The sequence below is a fragment of the Streptococcus caprae genome (genome assembly GCF_042649745.1).
Taxonomy (GTDB): domain Bacteria; phylum Bacillota; class Bacilli; order Lactobacillales; family Streptococcaceae; genus Streptococcus; species Streptococcus caprae.
In genome coordinates this window covers 81,336-100,764 of the sequence record NZ_JBHRZV010000051.1, presented here as the reverse complement: position 1 = coordinate 100,764, position 19,429 = coordinate 81,336, and the positions used below count along the sequence as shown (strand labels likewise).

The 19,429-nt window shown below is 45.5% G+C and carries 17 protein-coding genes; 3 read left to right on the top strand and 14 right to left on the bottom strand.

Annotated features, from left to right (window positions below):
* Positions 1–118: 118 nt before the first annotated feature.
* Positions 119–1,405, bottom strand: a complete 1,287-nt coding sequence (locus ACFORF_RS09140) for a peptidase U32 family protein (RefSeq protein ID WP_380427534.1) — start codon at positions 1,403–1,405, stop codon at positions 119–121.
* Between the two features lie 36 nt (positions 1,406–1,441).
* Positions 1,442–2,374 (bottom strand): peptidase U32 family protein, encoded by a 933-nt coding sequence (locus ACFORF_RS09135; RefSeq protein ID WP_380427532.1) that lies wholly within the window; start codon positions 2,372–2,374, stop codon positions 1,442–1,444.
* A gap of 281 nt (positions 2,375–2,655) precedes the next feature.
* On the opposite strand from ACFORF_RS09135, the gene ACFORF_RS09130 reads away from it, so the two are divergent.
* Complete coding sequence (locus ACFORF_RS09130) at positions 2,656–2,946, top strand: DUF3270 family protein (RefSeq protein WP_380427530.1); 291 nt, start codon at positions 2,656–2,658, stop codon at positions 2,944–2,946.
* 476 nt (positions 2,947–3,422) lie between these two features.
* Here the strand turns inward: ACFORF_RS09130 and ACFORF_RS09125 are convergent, their stop codons facing one another.
* The 10 genes from ACFORF_RS09125 to ACFORF_RS09080 form a co-directional block, all read right to left on the bottom strand.
* On the bottom strand, positions 3,423–3,902 hold the full coding sequence (locus ACFORF_RS09125; protein WP_380427528.1) for a YtxH domain-containing protein: 480 nt from the start codon (positions 3,900–3,902) through the stop codon (positions 3,423–3,425).
* Between the two features lie 30 nt (positions 3,903–3,932).
* Positions 3,933–4,373: a DUF948 domain-containing protein gene (locus ACFORF_RS09120; RefSeq protein ID WP_380427527.1), complete on the bottom strand. Its 441-nt coding sequence runs from the start codon at positions 4,371–4,373 to the stop codon at positions 3,933–3,935.
* 18 nt (positions 4,374–4,391) lie between these two features.
* Positions 4,392–5,171, bottom strand: coding sequence for a prolipoprotein diacylglyceryl transferase (gene lgt / locus ACFORF_RS09115; RefSeq protein WP_380427525.1), 780 nt, complete (start codon positions 5,169–5,171; stop codon positions 4,392–4,394).
* Complete coding sequence (gene hprK / locus ACFORF_RS09110) at positions 5,164–6,099, bottom strand: HPr(Ser) kinase/phosphatase (RefSeq protein ID WP_380427523.1); 936 nt, start codon at positions 6,097–6,099, stop codon at positions 5,164–5,166. The genes lgt and hprK overlap by 8 nt, the downstream gene beginning before the upstream one ends.
* A 375-nt stretch (positions 6,100–6,474) precedes the next feature.
* Positions 6,475–6,753 carry a PspC domain-containing protein gene (locus tag ACFORF_RS09105; protein WP_380427521.1) on the bottom strand — a complete coding sequence of 93 codons (279 nt, stop codon included), beginning with the start codon at positions 6,751–6,753 and terminating at the stop codon, positions 6,475–6,477.
* A 65-nt stretch (positions 6,754–6,818) separates the two neighbouring features.
* Complete coding sequence (locus ACFORF_RS09100) at positions 6,819–7,256, bottom strand: SprT family protein (RefSeq protein WP_380427520.1); 438 nt, start codon at positions 7,254–7,256, stop codon at positions 6,819–6,821.
* Positions 7,243–9,399 carry a Tex family protein gene (locus tag ACFORF_RS09095; protein WP_380427518.1) on the bottom strand — a complete coding sequence of 719 codons (2,157 nt, stop codon included), beginning with the start codon at positions 9,397–9,399 and terminating at the stop codon, positions 7,243–7,245. Before ACFORF_RS09095 ends, ACFORF_RS09100 begins: the two co-directional genes overlap by 14 nt.
* A gap of 188 nt (positions 9,400–9,587) precedes the next feature.
* Positions 9,588–10,934, bottom strand: a complete 1,347-nt coding sequence (gene asnS, locus ACFORF_RS09090; RefSeq protein ID WP_380427517.1) for an asparagine--tRNA ligase — start codon at positions 10,932–10,934, stop codon at positions 9,588–9,590.
* A gap of 212 nt (positions 10,935–11,146) precedes the next feature.
* Entirely contained in the window at positions 11,147–12,328 is a 1,182-nt protein-coding gene (locus ACFORF_RS09085) for a pyridoxal phosphate-dependent aminotransferase (RefSeq protein WP_380427515.1), read from the bottom strand.
* 204 nt (positions 12,329–12,532) lie between these two features.
* On the bottom strand, positions 12,533–15,010 hold the full coding sequence (locus tag ACFORF_RS09080) for a bifunctional DnaQ family exonuclease/ATP-dependent helicase (protein ID WP_380427513.1): 2,478 nt from the start codon (positions 15,008–15,010) through the stop codon (positions 12,533–12,535).
* 104 nt (positions 15,011–15,114) lie between these two features.
* Between ACFORF_RS09080 and ACFORF_RS09075 the strand changes: the two genes are divergently transcribed.
* Positions 15,115–15,945, top strand: a complete 831-nt coding sequence (locus tag ACFORF_RS09075) for an alpha/beta hydrolase (RefSeq protein ID WP_380427511.1) — start codon at positions 15,115–15,117, stop codon at positions 15,943–15,945.
* Between the two features lie 354 nt (positions 15,946–16,299).
* Here the strand turns inward: ACFORF_RS09075 and ACFORF_RS09070 are convergent, their stop codons facing one another.
* Together ACFORF_RS09070 and ACFORF_RS09065 are read right to left on the bottom strand one after the other, a co-directional pair.
* Complete coding sequence (locus ACFORF_RS09070) at positions 16,300–16,989, bottom strand: Bax inhibitor-1/YccA family protein (RefSeq protein WP_380427509.1); 690 nt, start codon at positions 16,987–16,989, stop codon at positions 16,300–16,302.
* A gap of 115 nt (positions 16,990–17,104) precedes the next feature.
* Positions 17,105–18,373: a S41 family peptidase gene (locus tag ACFORF_RS09065; protein ID WP_380427507.1), complete on the bottom strand. Its 1,269-nt coding sequence runs from the start codon at positions 18,371–18,373 to the stop codon at positions 17,105–17,107.
* A gap of 72 nt (positions 18,374–18,445) precedes the next feature.
* Between ACFORF_RS09065 and ACFORF_RS09060 the strand changes: the two genes are divergently transcribed.
* Positions 18,446–19,342, top strand: coding sequence for a helix-turn-helix domain-containing protein (locus ACFORF_RS09060; RefSeq protein ID WP_380427505.1), 897 nt, complete (start codon positions 18,446–18,448; stop codon positions 19,340–19,342).
* The last annotated feature ends 87 nt before the right edge of the window (positions 19,343–19,429 follow it).

Sequence of the window (19,429 nt, the reverse complement as noted above, 5' to 3'; positions counted from 1 at the left end):
GAACAGGGAGGATTGGTTTATACTCACTCAAAATCTCAATAGACAAGGCAGGTTGACGCAGACATAAGAGAGTGAGGCAAGAAAACCTAACGACGTATAGTTTTGATTTTGGAAGGAATTAGGCTCGAACGGTCTTACTGGTTCCGTCTTTTTGATAAAGGTTGACTAGGCCTTCCTTGCAGGCACGGATCATATCACCAGGCTTAACTTCCTGGGGAACTTTAATGGACAAGAGTTCCATTGGATTTGGAGCTCGGTCAATTTTGTTGCCTTCAGCATCACGCAGATCCTCGATAAAGGTTTCAAAGTGTCTGAAACCTGGGCCGTAAAATTCGACACGGTCACCTTCAAGGATAACGTTACGCTGGCGAATGGTAGCTGTTTGATGGTCTGGATTGTAGGCCACGACTTCACCGACAAACTTATACTGGGGAATTTTGCGACGGGCACCGAAGAGTTGCTCGTTTTCTGTTGGTGTTCCATAGTAGAACCCTGTAGCGAGTTCCCGTTGGGCAACCTTCCACATCTCATCTACCAAGTCTTGTTTGATCGCTTCAAAGGCTTCTGGACTTTCCATGTAGGCGTCTACTGCTGCCTTGTAACAATTGGCTACAGTGGACACGTAGTGAATGGACTTCATCCGTCCCTCGATTTTCAAGCTGTCCACTCCATTTTCGATCATGTCAGGAATGTGATCAATCATGGACATGTCAACAGCTGACATGGAGAATTCTTCAGGAACCTGACCCTGAATCGACTGACGCTCACGTCCAAAAGGCATGTCATAGAGGTCGTATTTCCAACGGCAGGACTGAGAGCAGCCCCCACGGTTGGCATCACGGTCAGACATGTGGTTGGACAGGGTACAACGCCCAGAATAGGAGATACACATGGCACCATGAACAAAGGCTTCAATTTCCAGGTCCGTCCGACTACGGATTTCAGCTAATTCTTCCATTGAAACTTCACGGGCTAAGACGACCCGAGTCAACCCATATTCTTTCCAGAAATGGAAGGTTTCAACGTTGGTTGCTGAGGCTTGGGTAGACAGGTGGATTTCTAAACCTGGTGCTTCTGTCGCACAGATTTCAATCAGGGCGGGATCTGAGACGATCACGGCATCGAGACCCATGTCTCGTAGTTCACGGAACCAGGCTCCTGCACCGATTTCATTCCCTTCATGAGTAACCATGTTGGCAGCAACATAGACTTTGGAGCCCCGTTCATGGGCGTAATTGATGCCTTCTCGCATTTCTTCCATGGAAAAGTTTCCGGCACGGCTCCGTAATCCATAGGCTTGTCCTCCGACGAAAACGGCATCTGCACCGTAATCGACAGCGACTTTCAATTTTTCTAGAGTTCCAGCAGGTGCTAAGACCTCTGGGCGTTTTTTCATAGTTGTCATGTAATTCTCCTATTTACAAGATAGGGCCCAAATGGGCTATTTGACACGGTCTGGAGCATAGTCATAGAAACCAGTATCTAGACCTCGGTTGACGGGATGAAGTTCTTGGACTCGACTTGACAGGCGTTGGGCTTCTGCCTCAGTGAAGACTCCGCTATATAAGAGGTCTCTTGCCTCAGTAAAGCAGGCCACGATATCCACAAAATTTTGGCCTGGACAATAGACACCATCTAATTTCCAATGGTCAAAACCGTGTCCTACCAGCTCCTCTAACTTGGTCATCATGTTGAGGTCATTGTTGGCAAAAATATGAGTCCCGTGATTGTCCTCGTAGACTGAGTGGTGGGATTCTGGATCACCAGGTTCAGCCAGGAAAAGATCTCGTTCCTTGCTGATTTGGCCCTCGTCCGTCTTGATAAAGTTATAGTAATTTTGCAAAAGCGGACGCTTGGAATGGTGAATAATACTAGCCCCGTAGACCAAAATTTCTCCGGGAATTTCTAGCTTTTCTGCCATGACAAAGAGTTCTGCAGAAGGGATTTCTCGGGCTAAAACAGCCTCGGAAGCTCCTGCTTGCTTGCCCCAGAAATTGATTTGACGGCTTGAGGTTACCATGGTTGAGGCATCGTAAATGGTCTTAAAGGGGCGCTTATCTCTCTTGCAGATATAGAAGACACCCGCATCTCCCACGGTAATGTAATCCGCCTTGATTTCCTCTAAGAAGTCAAGATAGTCTGGCAGGGCATCCATCATAGCCTGGTGCATGAGAGCATTGACCGCAATGGTCACTTCTTTTCCCTGTGAATGGGCCAGCTCTGCTATTTTCCGTATTTCCGATAAGGTAAGAGTTTGGGGCAAGCGCAAGCCATAAGCTCGCTCACCGATGTAGAGACGATCGACTCCTAGGGCTAAAAGTTGCTCAGCTTGAGCAAGACTCTCAGCTGTCGCTGTAATTGTGATTGTTTTCATAATCTTATTTTAGCAAATTTTTCACAAAGTTTTACACTTTTTTTTAAAAATTAGACAAATTGCTTGACTGTAACAAAATTGTAATAATAATCACTCTCTTTTATGGTAAGATAGAGAAGTAAAATTATCTAAATTCGGGTTTTTGTGTACCTCTATGATTTTTCACACAAGGCACCAGAAAATTTTACAGCAAGAACACTATGAAAGAGAAACCATCGTCTGCCCCTTGATATGTAATTTTGCAGCGATGAAAGTGACTTCTGTCACTACAGGAGAGCCCTATGTCAGCACAATTGAATAGGCAACACAGGACTGATGACTTCTATGATTATCAGGAAACGTATGAGCCAAATTACACCGAATATACTGGATTAAGTCCACAAGCTATTAAACTTCAGGAAGTCTTGTTCTTCACTAAGATTTCACTCTTTGGCGTTTTGACAGTCTTAACAAGTTTTGTCTTCCTCGTAACAGGTTTGCCAGCACTCATTGCCTTGCCTGTAGCAGCTATCGTTGCTTTGGGAGCAACCCTTGGAATTTTTAAACTGATTGATCTCTTCAAGCAAGGTTAATCAACTATCAATTGAATAAAAAAGCAGGGTCTATGCTGACCCTTTTTCTGCGTTTAGCTGATTTTAGTTTCTTTTTAGACTTTGATTCTCACTCGAAATCCCAATGGACAAGACAGGCCTGACGAACTATGTGAGAGTTAGTCAGGAGGCCTAGCATGGATAGTTTTAATTTGGGAAAAGCATGACTCTCTTTTGTCTGCATCACACTAAGTCAGTCGATTATCTAGTTTTTGGGTGACTATTGTTTGTAGAAGAGGATTCGTAGAGTTACGATTTCACTATCCCTTTCTCTAACTTTTTTCTAGAGCTGAATTTAAAAGGGTCTTTCCCCAATTTTTCCCCGCCACCTAAGGAAAGGCAGACTTGGGTGTCACCATTAGAGTCCCCTGTAGTAGCTGAACTCTGATGACTTTCACCTCAGATTGAAGACGTCCGTCAAACTAAAAACGAGCCCATTTACTTGAGCTCGTCTATTGTTATTCTGATTCTTTTTCAGTTGCTTCGGGTTCATCTGCGAGGACTTCTTCTTCAGCGAGGTCTGCTTCTGGGTAGTCGATGATAATATCTTCCACCTCTGCTTCTGTAATAGGTTCAGTGACATCTCTTGGTTCTGCTTTTTCTGTTCCTTGGAATTGGTCCTGAACATCGGCCACAACCTTGTTAACGTATTCGCCAGCTTGAGCTGCTTTTTCCTTAACGGTGTTCAAGACGTCGTCTGTGGTCAATTCACCAGATTCAAACTTTGTCTTGTATTCTTGGAAGGTTTTATTGGCTGAAGCTGAGTATTCTGCAACCTTGTCCTTGGCTGATTTTTGGAAAGCTTCCGGATCTGCCTTATAGTCCTCATAGGCTTCTGTAGCTTTTTCTTTCAGTTCTTGGCCTTTTTTGCTGGTCAAGAAGTAAGCAAAGCCTGCCCCTGCAGCTGCAGAGATAATAAGATTTCTAAAAAATTTCATGGTCAAACTCCTTTGTAATCTGATATGATATTAGTTTGTTGATTTTGATTTGCGGCTGAATAATTTCGAAGCCACATTGGCTGCTGTTGCGACTGTTCCTGCTTTACCAACAGTTGAACCTGTTTTGACAGCCTTAGAACTTAATTCACGCGCCTGAGTGTTTAAATCAGAAACGCTGGTTGAGAGGTCAGCGACTGCTGTGAAGAGCGGATTGAGGGTTTCAACCTTGCCATTCACATCGTCTACGAGAACATTAGCCTTGGCTAAAATACCGTTAGTCTGATGAAGCGTAACATCCACATCTCCACGCAAAACATTGATTGTTTCATTAACTTCATCAACAGTTTTCAGGAGAGGGGTCTTGATTTCTGCGACAGTCTTCTTGATTTCCAAGAGCAAGAGGCCAATGTAAATCACTAGACCAACAAAACCGAGGGCCAAGATAATAAGTGCAATTCCAACTAAATCCATAAGAACTCCTTTGTTTGATTAGTTTTGATAATAGGGAACACGTGGTTGACGACGGCGGTAAAATACAAAACTGATACCACCAATAATAAGAACAACAGAGACCCACTGGGAGACGCGAAGTCCTGCTAACATGAGGCTATCTGTCCTTAGACCTTCAATAAAGAAACGTCCGATGCCATACCAGATCAGGTAGAAGGCAAAGACTTCACCTTCTTTGAGCAATTTTGGCCGTCTTCTGAGGAAAAGAATGATGATGAATCCCAAAACATTCCAGAGACTTTCAAAGAGAAAGGTCGGCTGGCGATAGGCGCCATCAATGAACATCTGCTCACGGATAAAGCTCGGTAGGTAATTAAGATTGTCCACCGCAGAGCCATAGGCCTCCTGGTTAACAAAGTTTCCCCAGCGTCCGATAGCCTGAGCAATCATGACACCAGGCACTGCAATGTCCAAAAAATCCAAAGGCTTAATCATCCGATAGTAAGAGAAAATCAAGAGTACGATGGTACCCATCATCAAGCCACCATAGATGGCAATACCGCCATTCCAAATGGCTATAATTTCTGCTGGGTTAGCCTTATAATAATCCCATTGAAAGGCCACGTAGTAGATACGGGCACCGATAATGGCCAAGGGAAAGGCAATGAGAATAAAGTCTAACACATTATCCGGCTTAATTTTTTTCCGAGGTGCCTCTCGCATGGCCAGCCATACTGCAAGGATCACCCCAGTTAAAATACAGATGGCATACCAATGAATACTAAAGGGACCCAGTTTCAGCGCAATCGGATCAATCATTACCTTCTCCATTCTTGGCAATCAATTCACCGAGACGACGTTCAAAGGTCTTGGTCGCATCAAATCCCATCTGCTTAGCCCGGTAGTTCATCGCAGCAGCTTCGATCACGACAGAGATGTTGCGTCCTGTCTTAACTGGGATACGAAGACGAGGGATGGTTACACCAGCCACTTCGAGCTCTTCAGCATTATTTCCGAGACGGTCAAAGACCTTATCTTTTTCAAAGTTTTCAAGGTAAATAGCCAGCTGAACTTGTGAAGAGTCCTTAACCGCACTAGCCCCGTAGAGACTCATGATATCGATGATGCCGACACCACGAATTTCAAGGAGGTGGCGAAGGATTTCTGCTGGTTCTCCCCAGAGGGTTTCTTCATCCTTGGCATAGACATCAACGCGGTCATCTGCAACCAGGCGGTGGCCCCGCTTGACTAATTCTAAACCGGTTTCACTCTTACCGATACCAGAATCTCCCTGGATGAGAACACCCATTCCATAAATATCCATGAGCACCCCGTGAACACTGGTACGTTCTGCAAGGCAGGAATCCAAGTACCAAGACATCTCTCCAGACAAACGACTGGTTGGCATCTTGCTAGATAAGATAGCGATATTTTCTTCCTTAGCCGCTTGAAGCATCTCCTCTGGAATTTCTAAGCCACGAGAGATGATAATGGCCGGGGTATCTGACTTCATCATGTGGCGAAGGACTGAGTAGCGATTATGTGAGGTCATGGCAACTAGGTAGGACCACTCCTTCATCCCTAAGAGCTGGAGACGCTCCGGCGAATAATAATCAAAATATCCTGTCATCTCAAGTCCTGGTCGAGAAATATCTGAGGTTGTGATTTCCTTAGCCAAGAGTTCATCGTTCCCATAAATAACGTCTAATTTGACCTTATCTACGAGCATTTTTAGTGTAACTGTCATGTTCTTCCTTAATTCATTGTTTGTGCAGTTAGCTACTGCCAGAGCCCAAGTTTCTATCTTGGTCAACCTGTCCTAGTTAGAAAAATCTAGACATTTAGAACGAAAGGAATGGTGATACTCACTCAAAATCAAAATTTGTTGAGGCAGGTTGACACTAACATAAGAAAGTTAGACAGGAAACCTAAGGACCTCGAGTTATGATTTTAGAAGAGCATCAGTTTTTTCAACAAATTGAAATAAACCTCCCCTATCTAGCCTTTATTTTATCATATTTTCAGGATAATAGGGGAAATAATGTTGAAAAAAGCAAGCCCTTTCAGACTTGCTTGTAAAGGAAGGAGGACCTGTTAACACTCACTTTCTCTCGTCTCGTATTTACCAATACCAGCCATCATTATCATCTTCCTCAACGGCACGCGCATCCTTGCGTTTACGAGGGCCAGTCCCATAGGCATCCTCATAGAGGTCTTCCTTGTAGGGCAAGAACATGGCTAAAGCGATGTAAAGGAAAAATCCAAATCCACTGGAAAAGAAACAGAACAGCAAATAAAGCGCCCGAGTCAAGCCTAAGTCCCAGTCAAACTTATCTGCTAAGCCTGCAAGGACCCCTGAAACGGCCCGATATTGTTTTAACTTGTAAAAGCTCGCTTTCATACGAAATCCTTCTTTCTTGTTGATACTCTTATTATAAGTTTTCCCTAACCGTTTGACTATGGGTCCTAGGACTGATTTTTGAGGACTAGAGGCGAACGGCAGCGCCCACAGTGGTACTTTTTCAGATCGATACGGCGTTTCCTTGGGTAGACTTGACCACAATTTGAACAAGCGTAAAGGTATCGAGCGCCCTCTTTTCCAGTTCTTGGCGCATAGCGGAGCCCATCAACCTTAGCCAGTAGTTGCCTAAAGTCCGTGTCTCCATGCTGATAGCCCCTCTTTTGATCATAGAGGTGATAATGGCAGAGCTCATGGCGGACAATTTTGCGAAAGGTTTCTAGATCAACCGCCTCATACATTTTAGGGTTGAAATCCAAGTGCCTATCCTTGGGGAAAAATCGGCCACCTGTGGTCTGAAGCCTGCTATTCCAAACAGCCTCATGTCGAAATTCCCAACCAAAATCCTCACGAGAGACCTTACGAACGTACTCAGTCAAGTCCATCAGGTTTTACCAAACTCAGGCCGATACGCTGGCGCTCCAAGTCGATTTCGACCACCCAGACCGTCACGATTTGTCCGACAGCCAGGATACTGCTTGGATGTGGTGCTGGTTGGAGACGGCCTGTCTTCTTATCACGTTTGCGCTTGATGAGGCGGGAATTGTGGATGAGGCCATCCTCGTGGACACCGATGTCCACAAAGGCTCCAAAGTCGACGATATTTCGAACGACGCCTTCCAACTCTTGGCCAATTCTCAAGTCCTTAACATCCAGAACATCCTGACGCAGGACTGGCGCTTCAAAATCATCACGGAGGTCACGACCTGGCTTCATCAAGTCTGCAATGATATCCTTGAGGGTCTCAACTCCCAAGCCAACCTGCTCTGCCATTTCTGGAAGGGAAATAGCCTGAAGCTTAGCATGGGCTGACTCGTCCAATTCTGTGATATCCAGCAACTTGAGCAGGGCTTCGACTGCCTTGTAGGACTCAGGGTGAACACCCGTATTGTCGAGGATATTTTTGGCATTTGGGATACGCAGGAAACCAGCAGCCTGTTCAAAGGCCTTGTCTCCCAAGCGCGGCACCTTCTTGATTTCGGCACGCGAAGTAATCTCGCCATTCTCCTCACGGTACTTGACGATATTTTCTGAAATGGTTTTGTTGAGGCCAGCGACATGGGACAGGAGGGCCGGACTGGCTGTGTTGACATTAACACCGACCTGGTTCACCACGGTATCGACAACAAAGTCCAGGTTTTCAGCCAGTTTTTTCTGACTGACATCGTGTTGGTACTGGCCGACACCGATGGATTGCGGATCGATTTTCACCAGTTCTGCCAAAGGGTCCTGGAGCCGGCGAGCGATGGAAATAGCAGAGCGTTTTTCTACGGTCAGATCAGGGAACTCATGTCGAGCCAGTTCTGAAGCCGAGTAAACTGAGGCCCCACTTTCATTGACGATGACGTAGGACACTGTTGGAAAATCCTTGAGGACTCCGGCAACGAAGGCCTCACTTTCACGGCTGGCTGTCCCGTTTCCGATAGCAATAATTTCTACTCCGTAGGTGGTGAGAAGCTCAGCTAATTCTGCCTTAGCCGCCTCAATCTTGGCTTGACTGGCTGGCGGAACAGGATAGATGACATGGGTTGTCAGGAGCTTACCGGTTTGGTCGACCACGGCCAACTTAGCCCCCGTCCGAAAGGCTGGGTCAAAGCCGAGGACAATTTTACCCTTGAGTGGTGAGACTAGGAGGAGGTTTTTCAAATTATCAGAGAAGAGTTTGATGGCACCATCCTCGGCTATCTCTGTCAATTCTGTCCGAATCCGACGCTCCATGGCTGGGATGATTTTTTTCTTGAGGGCCTCTAGGATGATCTTGTCGATGTAGGCGTTTTTCTGGCGGAACCGAGCCCCAACGAAGCGAACCATTTTATCTAAATTGTGCTCAAAGGAAATCTTGAGGATATCCAGCTTTTCCCCCCGATTAAGGGCTAGGGTCCGGTAACCAGCAAGCTTGTGGATCGGTTCTGAGAAGTCATAGTAAATCTGGAAGACCTTCTTCTCATCCAAGTCTGCATTTTTCTCTTCAGAAAGGATTTGGCTGTTAGACCAGATCTCGTTGTAGGTCCAGGAGCGGAGCTGGGTATCTTCCGAAAGAGCTTCAACCAAGATATCAACAGCACCAGCCAGAGCCTTCTCTCCCGTTTCAAAGCCTTCTGTCGTGAAGGTCTCTGCCTTTATTTCCAAATCTGCTGCGTTTTGCAAGATGAGGCGGGCCAAGGGGAAGAGACCAGCTTCACGAGCAATAGTCGCCTTAGTCCGACGTTTTTCTTTATAAGGTAGATAGAGTTCTTCTACCTCTGCAAGTTTGTTGGCCTCGGTGATAGCTTGGCTGAGCTCAGGTGTTAACTTGCCAAGTTCCTCAATTTTAGCCAAAACCGTTGCCTTGCGATCAGCCAAAGCCGTCAAAGACTTATCCAAATCAATGATGGCCTTGATGGCAACTTCATCCAGATTACCGGTCATTTCCTTACGGTAACGGGCGATGAAGGGGATGGTATTCCCCTCAGCAGTCAACTCCAAAACCTTAGCAATTTGCGATTCTTTTAGACCCAATTCCTGGGCAATAGATGTCATATTTTCCATAAATCTATTATACCATAGCCCTGCTTATTCCACTAGATGAGAGGCAAACGCCTTAATCTGATCAGCAATCTTACCTGCTTTATAATCGTGAAGGTATGCGGGGCATCTAATTTGACAAGGGTTGCTTGAGAATTTTTTTATCCTCACCTAAAAAGAGCGCCCTAAGGCGCTCACATAGCTGTTGCTGATTACGGTTTAATGCGGTGAAGCATCCGTGGGAATGGAATGGCTTCGCGGATATGCTTGGTGCCTGATACGAAGGTTACCACACGCTCGATACCGATACCAAAGCCGCCGTGTGGTACAGAACCATACTTGCGGAGATCTAGGTAGAAGTCGTATTCAGACTTATCCATACCAAGCTCGTCCATCTTAGCAACGAGGGCATCGTAGTCGTCCTCACGCATGGAACCACCGATGATTTCCCCATAACCTTCTGGAGCTAAGAGATCCGCACAGAGGACACGCTCAGGGTTACCTGGAACTGGCTTCATGTAGAAGGCCTTAAAGCTTGCTGGGTAGTTGACCACGAAAGTTGGCACGCCAAAGTAGTTGGAAATCCAGGTCTCGTGTGGTGAACCAAAGTCGTCTCCATGTTCCAAGTGTTCGTAGTCCGTGTCTTCGTCCGCTTCATGCTCTTGGAGGAGGGAGATAGCGTCATCATATGACACACGTTTGAATGGCTCAGCAATGTAGCGTTTGAGAGCATCTACATCACGTTCCAAAGTTTCCAAGGCTTGTGGCGCACGGTCAATAACACCTTGCATCAGAGCCTTGACATAAGCCTCTTGTAAGTCCAGAGATTCGTCGTGGGTCAAGAAAGAATATTCCGCATCCATCATCCAGAACTCGGTCAAGTGACGGCGGGTTTTTGATTTTTCAGCACGGAAAACAGGTCCGAAGTCAAAGACACGTCCGAGAGCCATAGCTCCAGCTTCCAAGTAAAGCTGACCAGATTGGCTGAGGAAGGCTGGCTGGCCAAAGTAGTCTGTTTCAAAAAGTTCCGTTGAGTCTTCCGCTGCATTTCCAGACAAGATTGGGCTGTCAAATTTGATGAAGCCGTTTTTTTCGAAGAATTCGTAGGTCGCATAGATAATGGCGTTGCGAACTTGTTGGATGGCAACCTGCTTGCGAGAACGAAGCCACAAGTGGCGGTTGTCCATGAGGAAGTCTGTCCCGTGCTCTTTTGGCGTGATAGGGTAATCTTGGCTGTCACCGATAAGCTCGATGTCTGTGATGTCCAATTCATAACCGAATTTTGAACGCTCGTCTTCTTTGATGATACCCGTCACATAAACAGACGATTCTTGACTGAGACGTTTGATGAGGTCAAACTTGGCCAAACCTTCGTCTTCTCCAAATTTTTCGATGAAGTTTGGTTTGAAGGCAACGCCTTGGAAGAAGGCAGTTCCGTCGCGGAGTTGGAGGAAGGCGATTTTACCCTTACCTGATTTGTTGGCAACCCAAGCACCGATGGTCACTTCTTGACCGACGTAGTCTTTGACTTGGTTGATGGTCACTAATGTGCGTGTCATAGTTCTCTCTTTTCTTTGTTTGGTTTTTCTTTTCTTTTTTTAATGCTTCCTTAAGTAGTGCGGACGGCAGCGACCTCCTACGGAGTTCCATGCCTTATTTTCGAGCCTAGGTCTCAAAAATCCTGTCGCAACCGCATCGATGTGCGGCCGCTTTCACTACGGCGGAAGTATCCTTATTTGAAGGAAGCTTCGCTTTCCTTCTTGTAATCAGCCTAGCCTTCCATAAAGGTTTTTAGGCGTTGTACGGCTTCTTTGAGGGTGTCTAAATCTGTGGCGTAGCTGAGGCGGATGTTTTCTGATGCGCCAAATCCTGCACCTGTGACGCAAGCTACACCTGCTTCTTCTAAGATAGCATCCGTAAAGGCTGTAACATCTGTATAGCCTTTCATTTCCATAGCTTTTTTGACATTTGGGAAGAGGTAGAAAGCCCCCTGAGGTTTAACCACTTCAAATCCTGGGACTTCACAGAGAAGGGGATAAATGGTATTGAGGCGCTCTTCAAATGCGATCCGCATTTCTTCTACAGAACCTTGGTCACCAATCAAGGCCTCAATCGCTGCGTACTGAGATACTGCGGTCAAGTTTGATGTGGTTTGGCTGACGATTTTAGCCATGGCAGCAATCAACTCAGGCTCACCGACTGCGTAACCAACCCGCCATCCTGTCATTGCATAGGCTTTGGAAACGCCGTTTATCACTAGAGTCTGCTTACGAATTGCCTCAGACAGACTAGAAATCGGGATGAATTCAGCACCATTATAGACCAGGCGTCCGTAAATATCGTCAGCTAGAATCAGGACATCATGTTCAACTGCCCAGTTGCCAATAGCTTCTAGTTCTGCACGTTCGTAGACCATACCTGTTGGATTTGACGGGCTATTGAGCAAGATAGCCTTGGTCTTTTCTGTACGGACAGCTTCGAGTTGGTCAACCGTAACCTTGAAATCATTCTCCTCAGTCGTTGTGACAAAGACTGGACACCCTTCATTCATCTTAATCTGGTCTGCATAAGACACCCAATAAGGAGTCGGAATGATGACCTCATCACCTGGATTGATAACAGCAGCAAAGAAGGCATAGAGCAAGAACTTAGCCCCTGTTCCCACCACGATATTGTTAGGTGCAGGTTTGTAACCATAGAATTGCTCAAAATGCTGACTGACAGCATCCTTTAATTCTGGCAGACCTGATGCAATCGTGTAAAACGAAGCTTTGCCATTTTCAATTGAAGCAATCGCAGCTTCCTGAATATTCTTGGGAGTAACAAAGTCAGGCTGACCCAAGGTCAACTCTAAAATATCTCGACCTTCAGCCTTGAGGGCCTTGGCCCGTGCACCTGCAGCCAGGGTTACTGATTCTTCCATCTCCAAAACGCGTTGGGATAATACTGTCATATCTGAGCTCCAAATTCTAAGACTTTCCTCGAGCCGTAGAGCCCACGCGCCCAAGGATATTACCTCTTATTATAGCATAGATAGGCTTATTCTGAACAGCTTTCTTAACCTGAGTGAGAGAATTTCTCATTCCTCAGATTTTCTTCAGATACACCCCAATCTTTAATTTGAGAAAAATAGCTATTCTCGACCATTAGCAACAATCTAGTCCGTCTCGAAAAAAGTCCTGATAGCACCTAAACTAGACTCAAAATCTTTGACTTCAATTGGATACTGCTGCTCCAGGGCTTCTTGAATAGCAGAGCTATAAGACTTATGAACTATTCGACTATCCATAAGGAGTACAGCTGATTTTTGTCTAGCGTGACGATTGGTCCGGGCAATGGCCTGTTTTAAGCGTAGGGTTGTCATAGGCAGTTCGTAGTCCTTGAAAAAGGTCTTGCCTTCAAAGCGGAGCTTCTCTGTCAATTTTTTGATGAAGTGGTCGCTTGGATTATCAAAAGGCAGTCGTGTGATGACTAGCAGTTGCTTATCTTGCTTGGCAAAATCGACCCCTTCCCAGAAGCCACCAGTCCCCAGTAATATGCTACTATCGCCTCTTTCAAAACGTTTCTTGACCTGACTGGCAGTTCCATTCTTATCCTGACAGAGGTGCTTGAGATGATAATTATCCAGAGCATCCGAGAGAGCGAATAAGGCCCTCCGTGAGGTGGTCAAAATGACGATAGGAACCGCTAGTTCTGTCAGCTCTGCTATTTTCCCAGCCATAATATGGGCATAGTCCTCATCCTCAATCTGACTGACATCAGGCATCTCCGGCAGCAACCACACCTTCTGATTATGAGGCTTATCAATCGGCAAATAGCTGGCAAGGTAATCCTGATAGCCCAACAAATGCGGCAAGGCAACCTGGTCGGAAATGGTCAAGGTCGCTGAAATAAAGTAGGTCTTGGTCGTCTCTGGTAAAAAATCAGGAAAGTGAAGAAAGTCCAACCGAGCTGCATGGAGGTCAGTCTGCCTCATCTCCCGCATCCTATCGTAGTGCTGACTGAACCAAAAATCCGTGTAGGTTGGAAGAAACAGTTCCGCCAAATCTGAGACGTCCTGACTTTCCAACTCTCTCAAATCTTGACGAATCTTTGCAAGTGTCAGTTCAGACAAGGTCTCGCCTTGGCCTTGATAGTAGGCCTCCGCTGCCTGACTCAGTTCAAAACTCAGACTCTCCATCAGACGCCGTTCCAGAAGGGCAAGCTCACCAGAGCCTATCCGTTTTTCCAAGGCCTGTAAGGTCTCTGTCAGATTCAGTGTCCGCCTTGAAAACTGCTCTAGGGCTAGGAAAAATTTCTGGGCCTCATCAATGACAAGAATGTGTCCCTCCGCAAAAGCCTTATCATCTTCCACTCGAGTCAAAAAGTAGGCTTGGTTGGTGATGATTAGGCGACTGGTTTGGACCTTATCTTGCAGTCGCTTGACAAAATCCAGGTCATAAAAGAGGGCGGTCTCACGTATGTCACCGTTGTGCTTGATTTCTTCAAAATAAGCCTGGTAGCGCTGCTGTTGCTTGATTTCTGACAGGTCTCCAGTCTCTGTCTCCGTCAACCAGACCAGGAGTTGCATCTTGTAGCGGTTAATCAGTCGGTTGCTGTCTTCCCGCTGCAAGGTCTCATAAAATTTATCCAAGCTAATATAATTTTGTGGGCCCTTGAGATTGACCGCGTTGATGTGGAAAATCTCTCCTATTTTTGCGGCTTCTTGTTGGTAGACCTGGTCCTGCAAAATTTTAGTCGGTAGACAGAGGATAAGCTTGCGATCTGGATCAGCCTCTAGGAGCGGCAAAAGATAGCCATAGGTCTTACCCAGTCCAGCCTGGCCCTCCATAAAAACAGGTCTCGGATCAGCATAATGCTCCGCGATGGCCTGGGCAAAAATCATCTGCTTGGGTCGTTCTTCTAACTCCAGTAAAGCCAGATTGGTCGCAAAGTCCTGAGAAAGCCTCCGCTCAGTGCCGTAGCTCTGCCATTTTCTAACCACAAGACCGGCCAACTCATCATAGGCTGCCATATCCAAACTCGCCTCTGCCAGAGCCTCCCGAATGACCAAGGCCGACTCAAAGAGCAAGCTATCCGAATAGGTCAGAATATTCTCCAACACCAAACGAGGCAGGGCCCTCATCTTCTCTTGCAGTTTAATCAATAGCAGAGCAGTCGCCTGGGCATCTGCAATCGCTGTGTGGGCATCGCTGAGATCCAAGTCGAGAGCCTCCGATAGGTCACTTAAATTATACTTTTCCAGGGTTGGGAAAAAGACCTGGGCCAGTTCCACCGTATCGACCCTCGGCGTCCGAAGTTCATAGCCTTCGAAAAAGAGTTGCTCTGCCAATAAGTTGGCATCAAACTTGACATTATGAGCCACAAAAATACAATCCTTAATCAGCTCATAGATGTCTCCCGCCACCTGCTCAAATCCAGGAGCATTAGCGAGACGCTGGTCTGTCAAGCCGGTCAAGTTGATAATGTGGTCATCTAGAGGTTGATAGGGATTGACATCCGTTTCATAGCGTTCAATGATGGTCTGATTTTCCACGATCACGATACCGACCTGAATGATGGCTGCGTCAGCCGATGCTGATGTCGCCTCCAAATCCACGATAGCATATCGTTGCTGTTTTGTTCCGATTTCCATAATGTTCATTATACCACAGAGCTTAAAAATGACCTAGAAAATCCCATGCGACAGACCAGCCGTCTTTATGATATAATGGGAAAAATGTTTCAAAGGAGCTTGTTGTGAAAAAGACCAAACTCAATAACTATTATTTGCAGATGGACGAACACTATTTGTCAGTTCCCTACTATCAGGAGGAACGCCGAATCCGTGTTCTGTTGCCCAAGGATTATGATAAGGAAGATTGGGCCAGCTATCCCGTCCTCTACATGCACGACGGGCAAAATATTTTCTACAGCAAGGAATCTTTTTCTGGTTACTCTTGGAAAATCATCCCTACCATCAAAAATAACAAGCAGCTGCCCAAGGTTATCGTGGTCGGTATCGACAATGCCGAAGGCAACCGCCTCAATGAATATGCTCCTTGGATGACAGATGTTGGAACGACTCCTGAGACTGCTAGCGTCGGTGGAGACGGAATGGACTATGGCAAATGGGTCGTTGAAGTGGTCAAACCCTTCATCGACCAAACCTATCGCACCAAAGCTGATCGCAACCATACCCTCCTTGCAGGTTCCTCGATGGGGGGCATCATCACCGCCTACATGGGGGCAGCCTACCCTGAAATCTTCGGTCACCTTGGGGTCTTCTCCCTAGCCTCTTGGTTCAGCGAGCGTGATTTCTTGCGCTTTACAGATCATCATCCCCTTCACCCAGATAGTCAAGTCTTTATCCAAGTTGGGACCAAGGAAGGTGATGAAGTCGATGAAAAATTCGCTCCCGACATGAACCAGGCCTACATTGACTGTAGCCTCCACTACTACCAATCCCTCTTGAAAACTGGCCACGCTATGGACAAAATCCAACTGCTGATCAAAGCCAATGAAATCCACCATGAAAAATACTGGGCCGACCACTTCTTGGAATTCCTCCAATTCTGCCTCAAAGACTGAGCCTAGCTCTTAATGTCCTAAAAAAGCCAAGTGAACATCGATCAAAAGTGTTTGGTAGGATATCAAACTGTAAAAAACTCTCTATGCAAAAGAAAGGGAGTGGGAAAGAACTCCTAAAAGTGAAAAAGAGTTCGTCTTCCCACCCCCGCACAGCTCCAACAGTCAGGGAAGTGACTGTTGGAGGTTGAAAATAAGGGAAACAAAGTTTCCCACATTCGTTAGGCTTAGTTCGGAGCCAAAACGCGACCGAAACAGCCATTCAACCACTGCGTTAGAATGTTAAAACGAACTCTAGAAAACGAGGTTGGACTTGAGCCCAGCCTCTTTTTTTCTATATTGAAGTTAAAGGCAGGATTAATCTCGTGAACCAAATAGGCGAAGGAGATAGAGGAAAATGTTGATAAAATCCAAGTAAAGGCTGAGGGCCATGGAGATTGCCCAGCCATTGCCAACATTACCACCTGTTTGGTAGTAAACATTTTTAATCAGCTGATTATCATAGGCAATGAGACCTGAGAAAATCACTACACCCACGACGCTAATCAGTAGGCTGACGATGCCTGATCCCAAAAACATATTGACAAGCCCAGCAATCACTATCCCAATCAGACCTGCATAGAGGGCCTTACGCATACCAGACAAATCTTTCTTGGTGTAGCGACCGATAATAGACATAGCAAAGAAAACCAGGGCTGCCGTCACAAAGGCTGATACCACCGTCGTCTGAGCATAGCGCATGACGATAAAACTTAGTGTAAAGCCATTGAGAGCTGAGTAAGCCAGGAAAATCGGGAGCGCCGCTCCGCTATTTTTCCGAGCCATACTAGTCGCCACAAAAACCAGAACAACCTCTAAAATCAAGGCGCCTAAGTAAACCAAGGGCATACCGTAAGCAATCTGAATCAGATTTTCGGGGAAAATGTAAAGCATCATGGCTGCAATCAAGGCAGACAAGGTAATCCCCATGCCTACCAGGCTATAGATACGGGCGTAAAAACTATTAAGACCCGCTTCACTGGACTCATAAATCGATGTATTGTTCATGGTAAAACTCCTTTGATGGCAAGTTTCAAATTGAACTCACCCAATCCTAATATGGAGACTATTCTACCATAAAAATTGATAAAAGGCGATTGGAGAGTTGGACACTTACTCTGTCTTAGCCAGCCCTATTAATCATATTCAAGACACATTCTAAATCGGTATCTCTTGTCAAAATCTCTGGAGTCCAAGGGAGATAAATGTCTGGTAAGACACCAACGTCATTCATTCCCTGCCCTTTATTGATACAACAATTCCGTGAGGTCGGGTAAATCATTTCAAATTCGCCTAGATCAACTAGTGTGCAATTAGAATAATCCAAAATTCCCAATGTCGGCCGACCGACAACCGTTACCTTGGGCATATTCTTCATCATCAGCACAAAATTGTCACCAGATGAACCACACTCAACATCCGATAAGACATAAACCTGCTTTGGAGAATTTTCTACCCCCACATAATTCTTAAAGATTGAGTCATCAGAATTGTCATAGAGAACATAGCCTTTACCACGATGCTTCATCAATTCAGCCTTCATCTCCTCTATCATGAGCCGCGTTTCTGCTGAAACCTGCTCATCCAATAAGATGGTATTAAAGTAAGCTAAACGACTATCTACATTACGGTCTGAGTAAAGGATTTCCATCCCTTCTTCCTCAGTTGAAATATCCTGATAGGTTTTCCCAGCGGGTAAGACATAAGGCAGTAAGGGAAAGTAGAGGGAATCACTACCACCTTGATTCACCCGAACATCGATAATAAGGTTTTGGGCTTTTTCCAACTCCGATAACACCTTTTTATAGAGACTGGCAATAGCGGGCTCATCTGCAAAATTTTCCATTTTCAGATAGTAGGTGCGGTCATCAATCCAATAACCCTCAAATGGTGAACCAAATGTCTCATTGCTATCAGGCTTTTGAATGGTCAACTCTAAGGTTTGGCCATCCCGTTCTATAGACAGCTGTCCATCTGAACAATTGCCTATCAAATAGAGCCAGTCTTGAGTTTGTCGCTCTGCTATTTGACTCACAAAAATATCCTGATGAGACTCATAAAAAGCCTGAATAGACTGCTGATTAATCCGCCTAATCTTGTCCTCTTTTTTTAGGCCGGTAGATGGCAGAGCACGGGTAACATAGAGAGCATCTTCATGGCGGCGGACCGAAAACCCTAGCGGCTGTCGGTCCTTAAAACCAATACCGACATGGCTAATCACTCCAAAACTAGCCAAATAAGCCTTGGCGACATACAAAAAGTCGCTCGACGTCATCTCTTCTGATAGCCTTTGGCGAAAGGCTTCTGGATCTGCACCTACAATATCCTTTTTGGTTGACGAATCTCGCATCATAATGGCCACTATCTCATCAAAAATTTCATGCTTGTTCATCTGAATCTCCTTTTTCGATTACTTAGGGCTATTTTAGCATGACTAGTGTATAATGGAGAAAAGAGGTAATATATGACACAAGAAAACCAATCAAAACTGACTTTTGGAAAAGTCTATCGCCAAATGCGCCAGGCCAGAGGTTTTAGCATTAACCAACTGGAAGATGATCACGTCTCCAAATCCATGATTTCTAAGTTTGAACGTGGGGTGTCTGACCTGTCAGCAACACGCTTACTCCACTTAATCAGCAAACTCAATATCACACCCAGCGAATTTTTCTCCTATCACAAAGATTATCAGCAGTCCGATTTAGAAGTCCTCGTGCGACAATTCTACGATGCCTACTTTGCCAAAGAAGTTGCACAGTTATTGAACCTTATTAGCAGATGCCAGCTGTTAGACCAAACCAACCCTGGGCAAACCTACTTCTACTTAGAAACGATGATTTGGCAGGGACTGGATAATTTAGGATATACTGAACTTCCTCTGGATTTTGAAACAAATAAAAAAGAGGTCTTTGATTATTTATTTTCTTGCGAGCAATGGTTTTATCTTGAATTTCACCTTTTTGGTAATTTAACCGAAAAACTGTCGCTCAATCAATTGGTACAATTTTCGCAACCTGTTCTGGAAAAACTGGACTACTACCGAAAAAGTCCCTATAATGCAGTTACAGATAGCATCTTGACCACCATTCTCTATCAAGCCTGCCTGGAAAATCGCCCTGACATCGGTAAGACCTATGCTAATATCATCGCGAGATTAGACATTAATGAACTTGATTTTACCTCCCGAATCTTCTTTAAATTTTTCTTGGGTTGTTACTATCGCTATTTGACGGATGAACACAGCAAGGGACAGGCCCTGATTGACAAGGCCAAAGAAATTCTTTTTGACTTAGAATGTCACGGTCGCTTAGATTATCTAAACCAGCTAGAACAAGACTTATACTCTTCCAAAATCCGTTAGGCTGCCTTGTCTAACTCCAATTCCTATGCCAAGCTACCTCGTCTATTGAGATTTTGAGTACGGATTACTCAAGCATGAAAAAACCAA

Coding starts and splice junctions, on each gene's coding strand:
- ACFORF_RS09100 (WP_380427520.1), bottom strand. CDS start 7,256: ATGGACTTGACTGAGTACGTTCGTAAGGTCTCTCGTGAGGATTTTGGT.
- ACFORF_RS09085 (WP_380427515.1), bottom strand. CDS start 12,328: ATGACAGTATTATCCCAACGCGTTTTGGAGATGGAAGAATCAGTAACC.
- ACFORF_RS09125 (WP_380427528.1), bottom strand. CDS start 3,902: ATGAAATTTTTTAGAAATCTTATTATCTCTGCAGCTGCAGGGGCAGGC.
- ACFORF_RS09080 (WP_380427513.1), bottom strand. CDS start 15,010: ATGGAAATCGGAACAAAACAGCAACGATATGCTATCGTGGATTTGGAG.
- asnS (WP_380427517.1), bottom strand. CDS start 10,934: ATGACACGCACATTAGTGACCATCAACCAAGTCAAAGACTACGTCGGT.
- lgt (WP_380427525.1), bottom strand. CDS start 5,171: ATGATTGATCCGATTGCGCTGAAACTGGGTCCCTTTAGTATTCATTGG.
- ACFORF_RS09065 (WP_380427507.1), bottom strand. CDS start 18,373: ATGAACAAGCATGAAATTTTTGATGAGATAGTGGCCATTATGATGCGA.
- ACFORF_RS09135 (WP_380427532.1), bottom strand. CDS start 2,374: ATGAAAACAATCACAATTACAGCGACAGCTGAGAGTCTTGCTCAAGCT.
- hprK (WP_380427523.1), bottom strand. CDS start 6,099: ATGACAGTTACACTAAAAATGCTCGTAGATAAGGTCAAATTAGACGTT.
- ACFORF_RS09070 (WP_380427509.1), bottom strand. CDS start 16,989: ATGAACAATACATCGATTTATGAGTCCAGTGAAGCGGGTCTTAATAGT.
- ACFORF_RS09060 (WP_380427505.1), top strand. CDS start 18,446: ATGACACAAGAAAACCAATCAAAACTGACTTTTGGAAAAGTCTATCGC.
- ACFORF_RS09130 (WP_380427530.1), top strand. CDS start 2,656: ATGTCAGCACAATTGAATAGGCAACACAGGACTGATGACTTCTATGAT.
- ACFORF_RS09120 (WP_380427527.1), bottom strand. CDS start 4,373: ATGGATTTAGTTGGAATTGCACTTATTATCTTGGCCCTCGGTTTTGTT.
- ACFORF_RS09140 (WP_380427534.1), bottom strand. CDS start 1,405: ATGACAACTATGAAAAAACGCCCAGAGGTCTTAGCACCTGCTGGAACT.
- ACFORF_RS09095 (WP_380427518.1), bottom strand. CDS start 9,399: ATGGAAAATATGACATCTATTGCCCAGGAATTGGGTCTAAAAGAATCG.
- ACFORF_RS09105 (WP_380427521.1), bottom strand. CDS start 6,753: ATGAAAGCGAGCTTTTACAAGTTAAAACAATATCGGGCCGTTTCAGGG.